Source organism: Trichocoleus sp. FACHB-40, assembly GCF_014695915.1.
Lineage (GTDB): Bacteria > Cyanobacteriota > Cyanobacteriia > Cyanobacteriales > FACHB-T130 > Funiculus > Funiculus sociatus.
This window is the reverse complement of sequence record NZ_JACJPF010000040.1, coordinates 1-13050: the sequence shown is the minus strand read 5'-3', so window position 1 is coordinate 13050 and position 13050 is coordinate 1. Positions and strand designations below refer to the sequence as shown.

Below are 13050 nucleotides of genomic sequence, written 5' to 3'. Positions count from 1 at the left end.
TCCTTTTGTTCAGGGGTCATAGCCGCTCCTCCTACGAATGCAGTTCACACTTCTGTTGACGCTCTACCTATTATCCTCTCTTGATAGTAGTTTTACAAAACCGGGATGCTCCCTGCAGACAGACGCGACGCGAGATAGTATGGAGTGTGTAAAATTTAAGTTTTCATGTCTAAACTTCTACCTACACTCGTCTTAGTTGCAGCTAGTCTACTGCTTGGGGATGCAGGAAAAATCAACCCAGCAGCAGCCGGAACCTGTGCTGATAAATGTCCGCCGCCGCCGATTCAGTTCATACCGGGACAACGCATTACCTTTGAGGTTGTTAATCTAACATCAAGTTTGGTTCAGATGCAGAGGGTGTTGGGGACTGACCCGATTCCTCTTAATCCCGGACAAGCGGTATCTTTTGCTAGGGGAGGTAGTACCGACCCAAATTTATCAGTTTTGTTGTGGGATGCTACTGGTTTGCCATTGCGGGTGAACATTGGGAAACCGAATGCGAGAACTTTGCGGATAGAAGTGCGTCCCGGTGGTCGTCCTCCAGGCGATCGCACAGTTTATCTTAAAGACGACGGTCGGGTTGCGGTTTTTTAGCTCAAAGCTGATAGGATGGCCACAGCCGGATTGCTTAAATTAAGACACCTGTGCAAGACCGACCATCATCAGATCCATCCTCTCGTTCTCACCGATTGCCTAATCATCGGTGGCAGATATTTCCCAGCATTGAAGCACAAGCTCAACATCTGGCGCAAGCAACGGGACTTTCACCTTTGTTGGGTCAGGTGTTGATCAATCGGGGGATGGAAACGTACCAAGAGGTGCAAGCATTTCTGGAACCAGAATCGCAGGTTTTGCCTTCACCATTGGAGGATTTTCCAGATTTAGCAATTAGTGTGGAACTGTTGAAAGATGCGATCGCATCCAGTGAAAAAATTGCTATTTGTGGTGACTACGATGCTGATGGCATGACTAGCACTGCTTTGTTACTCCGGGCGCTGCGGTGGTTAGGCGCACAGGTAGATTATGCCATTCCCAGCCGCATGAGTGAAGGCTATGGCATTAATAGGCGAATTGTAGAAGAATTTCACCGAGAAGGTGTTGGGCTAATTTTAACTGTAGATAATGGCATTTCAGCGTTTGATCCTATTGATAGAGCGCGACAACTGGGTGTAAAAGTCATTGTCACCGACCATCACGATATCCCAGAAAAACTGCCGCCAGCTGATGCCATCCTCAACCCGAAACTAATTGCCGAATCTTCGCCTTATCGGGGTGTTGCTGGTGTTGGAGTTGCCTATATTTTGGCAGTAACGCTTGCTCAACAACTGGGTCAAGCTAAAGGCTTAGTAAAGCCACTTTTAGAGCTATTTACTCTAGGAACCATTGCGGATTTAGCGCCTTTAACTGGTGTTAATCGTCGCTGGGTAAAGCGAGGTTTGCAACAGTTGCCGCATTCGCAACTAGCAGGGGTTCAAGCATTGATTCAAATGTCTGGGGTACAACAGGGAACGGAAAACAGCGAACCAGAAAATCCCAAATCCGATCCTCTCGTAAAAAAGGGGGGATTCCAAAATGCAAAATCCCTAAAGCCGGAGGATATTGGTTTTCGCCTTGGCCCCCGAATTAATGCTGTAGGACGCATTGCTGACCCCCTAACCGTAATTGAGTTGCTGACAACTGATGATATGGGGCTGGCGCTGGAAAGGGCGATGCAGTGCGAACAAATTAACAAACTTCGTCAGCAACTATGCGAGGAAATTGAACAAGAAGCTATTGCTTATGTAGAGACATTCCATGCAAGTTCTCTAAAGCAAGACCGGGTTTTGGTTGTTGTTCAACCAGATTGGCATCATGGCGTGATTGGAATTGTTGCTTCCAGATTAGTTGAACGCTACGGCGTTCCGGTGTTTATCGGGACTTATGAGGATGAGCAACACATTCGGGGTTCAGCGCGGGGAATTCCTGAATTTCATGTGTTTGAAGCTTTGCAGTATTGTCAAGATTTATTGGGGAAATTTGGCGGACACAAGGCAGCAGGCGGCTTTTCTATGCCAGCGGAGAATTTAGAAGCATTTCGAGAACGGTTGTGCATTTTTGCTAACCAATGCCTCAAACCTGAACATTTAAAGCCGTTGCTGAAGATTGATGCCCAGGCTAGCCTGGAGCAAATTAATCTCAGTTTATATCAGCAGATGGATAGCCTTCACCCCTGCGGTATCGAAAACTCCGACCCGATTTTCTGGACTCCTAATGTTCGAGTTATGGAGCAAAAAATTGTGGGGAAAGGTCACGTTAAACTGACAGTGTTGCAGGATGACCCAGTTTACAAAATTAAAGCGATCGCGTGGCGTTGGGGCGATTACTTTCCTTTGCCGCCGCGAGTGGATATCGCCTACAAATTAAAAGAAAATTTCTGGAATGGCAACACCACAATTGAGCTGGAATTAGTAGGTGTCCGACTTCCCAAAATCTCCTCACTGGCTTCGCCACAGCCTCAAGCCGAATTTTACTACAACCAACGTCATTACACCTGTAGTCTGAACGAGTCTTTAAAAGAATTAAAAATTAAAAATAATCAAGGTAAAGTTCTAGCTATTCAGCAAGGACAAAGAACCGGGGTTTTAGGGACAACAGCCGCAGATTCCGCCCAGGTGGATGTTACCGAACCGAAATATTTTCATCTAATTAAGGCGGCTCTCAAAGCTTTGAACCTACCCGGAAGAAGTACATAACTTATCTAAAAAGTCAAGACCTTTAAACACAAAAGACGCTAAGGGATTCACAAAGGAGCGCAAAGTTTTAATCACCCTCTGCGTACCTTTGCGCTTCCCTTAGCGATCCTTTGCGTTTAAGATTCACTTTGGTTACAAACGCTGGAAATTTAGAGGTCGCCGTTGCGAAATGCCAGCACGAAAATGACCGCTGGCCCAGCAAGCATGATTAGTGCCACAAAGGTGAGCTGAGCAATTACTTCCCAGTTGAGGTTGCCTAAAGAGCTGAAAAATTCCATGTTTCCTGCCTTTGATGAGGGTATTTACTACGTATAGATTTAACTGGCAAAGCTGGAAATTTTGCCATCTAATCTTACCTAGCGATCGCTCCTTTATTAAAGCAAGTTTACAAAAGTATAATAAACGAGAGGAATTGCGGGTAGCCGTCTTGAACAGCTGCCAAGGAAAAACCGTTAAGCTCAAGGAACGAGAACTTTTTGAAAGATTTTGAACAATGGCGACTTGGGGCTGTGTTAAGCAATGTGGAGCCTGCTGTCATCTTGACCCAGCAGACCGACCAGACTTGGATGAGTATCTTACCCCAGATGAGTTACAGCTTTATCTGAGCATGGTGGGGGAAGGAGGATGGTGCGTGAATTTTGACCATACGGCGCGAGAATGCCGCATCTATACAGACCGTCCTCGCTTCTGTCGAGTACAGTCAGATGTTTTCGAGGATTTGTATGGTGTTGAACCAGAGGAGTTGAACGACTTTGCGATTGAATGTTGTCGCGAGCAGATTGAAGGCGTCTATGGCGATCGCTCTTTAGAAATGATCCGCTTTAACAGCGAAGTTGGCTTCTGAGAAGGCTTTGTAATTTCAAAAGCTTGATATTCCGACACACATCTGAGAAAATGAAAAGAATATGAAAACTATGCAGCGTTAAGCAGAACTAAAGAGTGAAACTATCGACATTGCCTCCCAGCTTGCCTACTTTGGAGCGTCCTATTGAACCAGCGAAACCTGCACAAACGCGCCAGTCTTACCAGAAGCCAGCAGCATCTAAGCTGGAAGGTTTGCCCTGGAAAGCTTTCAGTTCGACGTTCTTGACGATATTTTTGGCAGAAATGGGAGACAAAACCCAGATAGCAACTCTGCTGATGAGTGCGGAATCTCAGTCACCTGGGCTAGTTTTTGCAGGTGCAGCAGCGGCACTCATCGCTACAAGTTTACTAGGGGTATTGTTGGGGCGCGCTCTGGCAACCAAGTTCTCGCCGAAAACCCTGGATACGGCAGCTGGAGTTTGTTTGCTGTGCGTTTCTGCGATGCTGTTCTGGGACGTAGTGCATTTTTAAAGCTTTTTCGCTCCCAGGCAGATTCTGGGAATGCTTATAGTGAGGCTTGTTTTCACTGGTGTAGTTGCATTAATTATTGAAGTAGGCACCTCCAAAACAGCGTTACCAGGCTCAGCCTAGTAACGAGGATAAATTAAACAATAAGAAATAGTTATGGATTGGCACCTTTTAGGAATTAGTTTTATTACGGTATTTTTGGCAGAGATAGGAGATAAAAGCCAATTTGCAGCGATCGCGCTCTCTGGCAGTTCCAAATCTCCCCGCGCTGTATTTTTTGGGACAGTCACAGCACTGCTGTTAGCTAGTTTACTGGGAGTTCTGGCAGGAGAAGGCGTATCGGTGCTGTTTCCGGCGCGGATTTTGAAAGCGATCGCGGCAATTGGATTTGCCTTGATTGCTATGCGCCTGCTGTGGCCTGATGCCAACTCGTCCGAAGAATCGGAAGAGACACTATAAGATTTGTCATTTTCTTCAACCCGCGTCTGTGGGCTTTATTTGTGTAGCTTTATTTAGTCTTTTGGGCGCTTTTTCTTACGGGAAAACATAGGGAAGACTTAATATAGAGTCATCCGCTGATTGCTTCCCATTATGAGCTATTGCCTCAATCCCACTTGCCCAAATCCCCAGAATCCTAATGATACAAAGTTTTGTATCACCTGTGGCACCAAATTGCTGCTCAAAGAGCGCTACCGTGCTATCAAACCAATTGGACAGGGAGGCTTTGGCAGAACTTTTTTGGCAGTGGATGAAGACAAACCCTCAAAACCACCCTGCGTTATTAAGCAATTTTATCCCCAAGCCCAAGGCACCAGCACCGTTCAAAAGGCAGTTGAGTTATTTAATCAAGAAGCGGTGCGACTGGATGAACTAGGCAAACATCCCCAGATTCCAGAACTGCTGGCATATTTTACCCAAGACGATCGGCAGTATTTGGTGCAAGAATTTATCGACGGGCAAAATTTAGCTGAAGAACTATCAAAGGTCGGTGCATTTAATGAAACTCAGATTCTCCAATTGTTAAACGATCTATTACCTGTGCTGCAATTTGTCCACAATCATCAGGTAATTCATCGGGATATTAAGCCAGAAAATATTATTAGGAGAAGTCGAGACACACGTCTGGTTATTGTCGATTTTGGGGCTTCTAAATTTGCCACTGGTGCCGCCCTACTGCAAACAGGAACCAGCATTGGCAGCCCCGAATATGTAGCACCAGAACAAGCTAGAGGCAAAGCTACCTTTGTCAGCGATATTTATAGTTTAGGAGTTACCTGCATTCATTTATTAACTCAGATGTCTCCGTTTGACTTATATGATATCAACGAAGATGCCTGGGTTTGGCGACAATTCTTGACTTTTAAAGTCAGCGGTTTTTTAGGTAAAATTCTAGACAAAATGCTGCAAACTGCTGTCAGTCGGCGCTATCAATCAGCAGCAGAAGTGCTAAAAGACTTGAATCAAGAGCAGAAGCAAGCAACAACACCAACAGTTGCGACACCCGCAAAGCCTGTTCATCCACAGCCAGGGACAACGCCCGTTATCAAACCCTCGGCTAGCAAGTCTAAAAGCCTAGTTGATGACGAATTGGCAGAGATGCGATCGCAGTTTCTGGAAGCTAGCACCTCTAAGAACGAAAATCAAAAATCTACTCCCCAAAAACCTTCATCCCCTAATCCTGCACAATCAAAAAGCCAAGTTGATCTGGAATTGGAAGAATTAAAATCTCAGTTTCTAGGCTCTCCAAAACCCAAAAAACCGCCAACTCAGACTTAGCAAAGTTATATTTTGTAGGGTAGACTATACTTACTATAAAAAATTAACTTTTAGAGGTTACAATATCCTTTTTTAAGCTTTCCGAGAAAGTTAATGAACTTGAAAAATTATCATTGTCAATGGATTCCATCCATAGTGCTTTTACTCGGCTTAACTCTTTCTAGTTGTACTCAAGAAGCTAACGTACCTGTAACTAATAATTCTCCCAACTCACCTACTTCTGAAACTGCTTCGCCTTCTCCTTCGGTAGATGAAAATAAAGCTTCCCCTAGTTCATCTGGTAAAGCTACATCTGAAAAATTAGGTGTTTCGCCTCAAGGAAATAATTGCCCAAGTAATGCGCCGATTAAGGGGAGAAATACCAAAAAACGAGGTAAAGTCTACACCGGGACAAAGGCGAAAAATTACGACAAAATCAAGCCCGATATCTGTTTTCCAAGCAGGAAAATAGCGGAGCAAGCTGGCTACAAATCTCCCAAGGAACTGAAGGAGAACGCAGTCAACTAAAATCAATGGAATCCCTGGCCGTTTTATTTCCTCTTGTGGATGACGAGAAAATTTAATAGTCATAGGACGAGTATTCTCCACTCGTCACAGCCTTAACGCGGGCAGTAAAACCAGCGGATCTAAGAGCATCTACAGTACGTTTGTGATTTTGCACCCAGAATGCTTGTCCCAGGCGCACAAACTTGCGCTCGTATTCACCCGCCACAACTCCAATCACCGGAACTTTTGCTTTACTCTTGTCGCCTGAATGTTCTTCCAAAAGAATTAGCAGGTGCTTAAGTTTTGCCTCATCATTAATTCGCTCAGGTGTCAGTTCCACCATCACCAAATGCTCAGCATCAATTCTCACATTATCCTCATGGTGATTCTTTGGTTTTTCAGAAAAAGTTGTTTCCTGGGGCTGGAATTCAGGTTCCTCTTCTACTGGCGGCGCTGTTACTTCCGCTATTACCAATTGCTCGGCTGTAATCAGCCTAATTTCTTCCACAATCACTTGCATCTGATCTTCTCGCCGATCCGCTTTGCCAAAAATAATTAGAGGCGTATCTGTTACTAATAATGAATTGATTATTTCATAAGTTTGGGGAAAGACTACAGCTGAGGTTTGACCTGTTATGTCTTCCATTTGTAGAATCGCCATGCGCTCATTCTTTTTAGTAGTCACCTGCTTGACTTCTGTGAGCATTACAATAACAGTGACCTTTGACTTCGCCCGCGCATTTTCCAGTTGGCTGAGATTGATAGGGGCAGGATCTAACCCCTCGGCTAATTTTTCTACAGATTTAAGAGGATGGTCAGTAACATAGAAGCCCAGTAGTTGTTTTTCCATCTGCAACTTCTCTGTTTTGGAAAAATCTTTCACCGGAGGCGCTTTGGGAGCAGATTCAAAAGCAGGACTAGCCTTGTCTTGAGTGGAGGTCGTCCCCCCAAAAAAGTCAAACAGATTTCCCTGACCGATTTCTCGGTCTTTGGCGCGGGATTGCGCCCAATCTACTACTAAGGGGAGGTCATGGATTAATTGGTTTCGATTCGTTTCGATACTATCAAAAGCACCGCATTGGATCAAAGCTTCTAAGGAGCTTTTTTTGACAGCATGGAGGTTGACGCGATCGCATAAATCAGCCAGTGACTTAAAATTTCCCCCCTGATCTCGTTCTGCCAAAATACACTCAATCGCTCCCAAACCTAAACTCTTCACCGCAGACAACCCAAACAAAATCTTTCCTTGCGACGGCGTAAAATCTACAAGAGAGCGATTAATATCCGGTTGTTCCACCTTAATTCCCATAGCCAAACAGTTAGCAACATATTTCTGTACCTTATCGGTATCGCCACTGTTAGCCGTCAGCAACGCCGCCATATATTCAACCGGATAATTTGCCTTTAAAAAAGCAGTTTGATAAGTAACATAAGCATAAGCAGTTGAGTGGGATTTGTTAAAACAGTACTCGGCGAACTTCACCATCTGTTCAAATAAATCTTCAGCCAATGTGCTTACAATCCCGTTTTTCGTAGCTCCATCAATAAAAAGTTGCCGCTGCTTCTCCATCTCATCAGCTTTTTTCTTACCCATTGCGCGGCGTAATAAGTCAGCTTGACCTAAAGAATATCCAGCCAAATCTTGAGCCATCTTCATGATTTGCTCTTGATAAACAAGAACACCATACGTTTCCTCAAGAATTGGTTTTAATAACTGATTTGCATAGACAATTTCTTCTCTTCCATGTTTACGATTAATAAACAAAGGAATTAGTCCAGCGTCTAATGGCCCCGGTCTATATAGAGCTAGAATTGAGGAAATATCTTCTATATTCGAGGGTTTCAGGTCGCGCACTATCTGGCGCATTCCCGACGACTCTAGCTGAAAAATACCTTCTAAATCACCTTCTTCTAACTTTTTATAGGTACTATCAACTCCTTTTGGCCGTTTATTAAGTTCGCCTTTTGATAAAATTTTATAAGCTTTTCTTTCCTCAGATGTTACATCATCAGGATCTATATCGATATTTCGATGCTTCTTAATCAAATCAATCGTATTTTGGATAATCGTTAAGTTTCTCAACCCCAGAAAATCCATTTTTAACAATCCTAGCGATTCCAAATCCTCCATGAAATACTGGGTAATTACAAAGCCGTCATTATTCTTTTGCAGCGGTACAATTTCATCTAGCGCTTGCTTGGAAATAACTACACCAGCGGCGTGTACGCCAAAGGTTTTGTTTGTACCTTCAATCCGCATCGCCATATCAACCCAATGGCGAACTGTTTCGTCTGATAGGTACTTTTCTCTAAACTCTGCTGCGGGTGAATCGTCACCAATCATTACTTTGAGTTTGGTTGGCTTTCCTCGCACCACCGGGATTAATTTCGCCATTTTGTCTGCTTCCCCATAGGGAATATTTAACACTCTGGCGACATCTTTTAAAACTGCTTTAGATGTTAAACGGTTGAAGGTAATAATTTGTGCTACTCGCTCTTTTCCATACTTTTCGGTAACGTACTGAATTACGTCATCCCGTCTTTCAATGCAGAAATCTGTGTCAATATCAGGCATAGATTTCCGTTCTGGATTTAGAAATCGCTCGAATAGCAGCCCATGATGTACTGGGTCAATATTAGTAATTTTTAAGGCGTAAGCTACGAGAGAACCAGCAGCAGAACCACGTCCTGGCCCTACGGGAATGCCATGATCTCTGGCATATTTGATGTAATCCCAAACTACTAAAAAGTAAGTAGAAAAACCCATTTGCTGAATCATTTTTAATTCATAATCCAGCCGTTCTCGATAAACTAAACCAAGGTCTAAATAAGAACGAACTTTAAATCTTTCTCGCAGTCCTTCTCTAGCAGTCTCTTCTAAATAGGTGTCAATTGTATAACCTGATGGGATGGGATAGTCGGGAAGGCGTGGCTCGTCGAAAATTTTGTATTGCTGGATTTTATCAGCGACTTCCAGGGTATTTGCGATCGCTTCCTCAATTACATCATCTGGTAGATGATCTCGAAATAGTTGTTTCATCTCTTCAGCAGACTTAAGATACTCAGTCCCGCTGTAGCGCATCCGATTGTCTTCGGAAATTAATTTCCCCGTCTGAATACATAACAGCGCGTCGTGCGCTTCTACGTCGTTGCAGGAGATAAAATGCGAATCATTCGTAGCAATAATTTTAATATCTAGTTCCCGTGCAATTTTGACAATTTCAACGTTAACAAGTCGGTCTTCCTGAGAACCGTGATCTTGAATTTCTAAATAAAAGTCTTCACCAAAAACATCTTTGTACTCTTTAGCAACTCGGCGAGCGATATCTGGCTTCTCTTGGAGAATTGCTTGGGGAATTTCGCCGCCTAAACAAGCGCTGGTGACAATTAAACCTTCCCGATACTCTTTTAAAAGTTCTTTGTTAACGCAAGGACGCGAAAATATTCCTTTGCCTTGAACGCCTTCTAAATGAGAAATTGTTGTTAATTTAACTAAGTTTTTGTAGCCTTGAGTATTTTTAGCTAATACGACTTGGTGATATTTTTTTCTACCTCGCCTTTGTTCTTTAATATCGCCATTTACTACATACATTTCATTGCCAATAATTGGCTTAATTGTCTTACCGCGACAAACTTTTATTAGTTCAATTGCGCCATACATAACGCCGTGATCGGTGAGAGCGATCGCAGGCATTCCCAATTTTATTGCTTGATTTACTAATTCGGGTAGCTGACTAGCACCATCAAGCAAACTGTAATCACTGTGAATATGTAAACCTACGAAAGACATATTATTTTACTAATTACTAATTGGTTTCCTCGTTCCTAAGCTGAGCTTGGGAATGATTACAGGAGGCAGAGTCTCCTATAATCGTCTATTTAAAATAAGGGTGGGTTCTTATTCTTAACTCGTTTATACTTTGAGCGAGAGCCTCTAGAATTGCGTTCCCAGGCTAGAGCCTGGGAACGAGAAAGATACCTAATCTAGTTGCGGCGTGCGTAGATGCCAATCAGTAGATTGCTCATAGGCATATGCTACTTGCAAAAGTAAATCTTCTCGCAAAACATTGCTAATCAATTGCACTCCAATCGGCAATCCCTTTTCATCAAAACCGCAGGGTAAACTCAAACCAGGCAACCCAGCAAGATTTAGCGGGATAGTCATCAGGTCATTCAAATACATACCCAACGGATCTTCTGTGTTTTCTCCTACTTTGAAAGCAGTTGTAGGAGCAGTGGGACATACTAAAATATCAACTTTTTCAAAAGCCCGCAGAAAGTCTTGTTTAATCAAGGTGCGGACTTTTTGGGCTTTGAGATAATAGGCGTCGTAGTAACCCGCTGAGAGAGCATAAGTACCCAACATGATCCGGCGCTTGACTTCCTTCCCGAAACCAGCGGCGCGAGTTTGGGTATACATCGATAGAAGATTGTCGGCATTTGGTGTGCGGAAGCCGTACTTCACTCCATCGTACCGGGCGAGATTAGCGGATGCTTCAGAAGGAGCAATAACATAATAGGTGGGCAAACCGTAGCGGAAGCGGGGACAGGAAATTTCTTGAATTTCCGCTCCCAAATTTTGCAGTTGCTCAATAGCTTTGGTAACAGCTTGCCACACAGTTGAGTCTAAACCTTCGCCAAAGGTTTCTTTAATAAAACCAACTCGCAACTGACCTCTGGGTTTAAAGTTTGGTCTGAGAGCTTTGGCGTAATCTGGGATTTCGACTTTGAGACTGGTAGAGTCTTTGGGATCGTAACCTGCGATCGCTCTCAATAAAATCGCTGTATCTTCTACTGTGCGTCCAAACGGGCCAACCTGATCCAAAGAAGAAGCAAAAGCCACCAACCCATAACGGGAAACTAACCCATAAGTAGGTTTCATCCCGACAACGCCACAGAAAGACGCTGGTTGACGGATAGAGCCACCTGTATCAGAACCGATAGCTACAACACACTCTTTTGCCGCCACCGCCGCCGCTGAACCGCCAGAAGACCCTCCCGGCACGCGATCCAAATCCCAAGGGTTAGCCGTGACTTGATAGGCTGAGTTTTCCGTAGAACTACCCATCGCGAACTCATCGAGATTGGTTTTTCCCACCATGACAGCACCAGCATCAGCCAGTTTTTGCGTCACCGTTGACTCGTAAGGCGGGACAAAATTTTCCAACATCTTCGAGGCGCAGGTAGTGGGAATCCCCTGCGTACACATATTGTCCTTGATGCCAATAGGAATCCCCGCCAGCGGCCCAATTTCTTCCCCAGCGGCGATTTTGGCATCCACTGCACGAGCCTGTTGCAATGCTCTATCTGCTGTTACGCACAAAAAACTATGCAATTTCGGCTCTAGCGCCTGAATACGGTCTAAAGCTTCTTGGGTAATTTCTACAGCTGAGCGTTCTTTGCGAATGAGTTGTTTATGCAACTCGCGGATGGATGCCATGCCATGACCTCGTTTCGATTCACCGTCTAGATTTTTAGTATAGGTTACGCCAAAGACGCGATCGCTTTCTTGTTGCTATGATTCCCTACTGAGACAGGCGAAATGCTTTTGCCGTGCGGATTTTACAGTTGATTAGCCGTAAATATTGAACGCATCCCCGCTTTCCCGCTTCGGGAGGGTTTGGGGGCGAGATTGCGGAAAATTATGGGAATTAACCGGCGATCGCGCTTGGTATCAGTATTTTTATTGGGAAGCGATCGCGTCCTTCTCATTGTTCCGCCACCCCGCAAGTCGAGCATACTGGATCGTGTTAGCAACATCAGCCAGGTAATTTATGCGTCGAGTTCAACTTTGGGCGATCGCCCCTACTTTCTTCCTAATGGCGGCTAAGAAAGCATTGAAACTAGCAATGTTGTTATTGTGTCTAGCATTGTTCGGCTGGTCAACGCCAGCGCAAGCAGCTAGCCAAACCAGTCCGCGATTGGAAGAGCAAGTTTTACAGATTATTCGCAAGCACCCAGAAGTAATTCTGGAATCTGTTCAGGCATACCAACAGCAGCAACAACAGCAGGTTCAGCAAGCACAGCAAGCATTTTTGCAAGATTTAAAAACTAATACTAAAGCGGTGATTGGAGAATCTCCCACTACTGGGGCAATTGATTCCAAGGTTGTGCTGATTGAGTTCTCAGATTTTCAATGTCCATATTGTGCCGAAGCTCATAAAACACTGAAGCAATTGATAGAAAAGCATCCAGGCGAAATCGCTTTAGTGTACAAGCATTTTCCCCTGACTCCAATTCATCCTGAAGCCATGTTAGCTGCTAAAGCTGCTTGGGCTGCAAGTCAGCAGGGAAAATTCTGGGAGTACGAAGACGCGCTCTTTACCCAACAAGACAAATTGGGTGAGGGTTTGTATCAGGATATTGCCCAAAAGTTGAATCTTGATTTGGAGAAGTTTGAGGACGATCGCATTCTTGCGGATACCGCCATCCAAGAAGATATTCAACTTGCTGAATCTTTGGGGCTTTCTGGCACACCCTTTTTTGTGATAAATGGCGAAACTTTCTCAGGTGCGGTGCAGCTATCCGATATCGAGAACATATTAGCTAGTGTCAACAAATCTTGAAGTAATTTAGGCATTTGATTCAATTTTGAGCGATTGCTTGTATATTAGACCTCTTGCAAAATTATTTTATGGTAAGATGAAAGACTTTGTAGTTTGAAGCCATTTACCCATGCGATACGAGCAAACAAAAAAGTTATCGAATCGAGAGTTCAAACGCT

The 13050-nt window shown here is 44.1% G+C and carries 12 protein-coding genes; 8 read left to right on the top strand and 4 right to left on the bottom strand.

Annotated features, from left to right (window positions below; all coding sequences use genetic code 11):
* Nucleotides 1–165: 165 nt before the first annotated feature.
* Nucleotides 166–594, top strand: a complete 429-nt coding sequence (locus tag H6F63_RS06610; RefSeq protein ID WP_190635922.1) for a hypothetical protein — start codon at nt 166–168, stop codon at nt 592–594.
* Nucleotides 595–644: 50 nt separating this feature from the next.
* Nucleotides 645–2732 (top strand): single-stranded-DNA-specific exonuclease RecJ, encoded by a 2088-nt coding sequence (gene recJ, locus H6F63_RS06605; protein WP_190635920.1) that lies wholly within the window; start codon nt 645–647, stop codon nt 2730–2732.
* A 149-nt stretch (nt 2733–2881) separates the two neighbouring features.
* Here the strand turns inward: recJ and H6F63_RS06600 are convergent, their stop codons facing one another.
* Nucleotides 2882–3010, bottom strand: a complete 129-nt coding sequence (locus H6F63_RS06600) for a photosystem II reaction center protein Ycf12 (RefSeq protein WP_190428266.1) — start codon at nt 3008–3010, stop codon at nt 2882–2884.
* Nucleotides 3011–3225: 215 nt separating this feature from the next.
* On the opposite strand from H6F63_RS06600, the gene H6F63_RS06595 reads away from it, so the two are divergent.
* The 5 genes from H6F63_RS06595 to H6F63_RS06575 all read left to right on the top strand — a co-directional run bounded on the left by H6F63_RS06595 (nt 3226) and on the right by H6F63_RS06575 (nt 6347).
* On the top strand, nt 3226–3576 hold the full coding sequence (locus H6F63_RS06595; RefSeq protein ID WP_190635918.1) for a YkgJ family cysteine cluster protein: 351 nt from the start codon (nt 3226–3228) through the stop codon (nt 3574–3576).
* 95 nt (nt 3577–3671) lie between these two features.
* On the top strand, nt 3672–4067 hold the full coding sequence (locus H6F63_RS29275) for a TMEM165/GDT1 family protein (RefSeq protein WP_190635916.1): 396 nt from the start codon (nt 3672–3674) through the stop codon (nt 4065–4067).
* A gap of 153 nt (nt 4068–4220) precedes the next feature.
* A complete protein-coding gene (locus H6F63_RS06585) occupies nt 4221–4523 on the top strand; it encodes a TMEM165/GDT1 family protein (protein ID WP_190635914.1) in 303 nt (100 codons plus the stop codon).
* 132 nt (nt 4524–4655) lie between these two features.
* On the top strand, nt 4656–5840 hold the full coding sequence (locus tag H6F63_RS06580; protein ID WP_190635912.1) for a serine/threonine-protein kinase: 1185 nt from the start codon (nt 4656–4658) through the stop codon (nt 5838–5840).
* Nucleotides 5841–5933: 93 nt separating this feature from the next.
* A complete protein-coding gene (locus H6F63_RS06575; RefSeq protein ID WP_190635909.1) occupies nt 5934–6347 on the top strand; it encodes a hypothetical protein in 414 nt (137 codons plus the stop codon).
* A 52-nt stretch (nt 6348–6399) separates the two neighbouring features.
* Here H6F63_RS06575 and H6F63_RS06570 read toward each other — a convergent pair whose 3' ends face one another.
* The 3 genes from H6F63_RS06570 to H6F63_RS06560 all read right to left on the bottom strand — a co-directional run bounded on the left by H6F63_RS06570 (nt 6400) and on the right by H6F63_RS06560 (nt 12086).
* Complete coding sequence (locus H6F63_RS06570; RefSeq protein ID WP_190635907.1) at nt 6400–10116, bottom strand: DNA polymerase III subunit alpha; 3717 nt, start codon at nt 10114–10116, stop codon at nt 6400–6402.
* A gap of 189 nt (nt 10117–10305) precedes the next feature.
* Nucleotides 10306–11766, bottom strand: coding sequence for an Asp-tRNA(Asn)/Glu-tRNA(Gln) amidotransferase subunit GatA (gene gatA / locus H6F63_RS06565; protein WP_190635905.1), 1461 nt, complete (start codon nt 11764–11766; stop codon nt 10306–10308).
* A gap of 122 nt (nt 11767–11888) precedes the next feature.
* Nucleotides 11889–12086 carry a hypothetical protein gene (locus H6F63_RS06560; protein ID WP_190635903.1) on the bottom strand — a complete coding sequence of 66 codons (198 nt, stop codon included), beginning with the start codon at nt 12084–12086 and terminating at the stop codon, nt 11889–11891.
* 59 nt (nt 12087–12145) lie between these two features.
* Here H6F63_RS06560 and H6F63_RS06555 point away from each other — a divergent pair, with 59 nt between their 5' ends.
* Entirely contained in the window at nt 12146–12892 is a 747-nt protein-coding gene (locus H6F63_RS06555) for a thioredoxin domain-containing protein (protein WP_199297790.1), read from the top strand.
* Nucleotides 12893–13050: the final 158 nt, after the last annotated feature.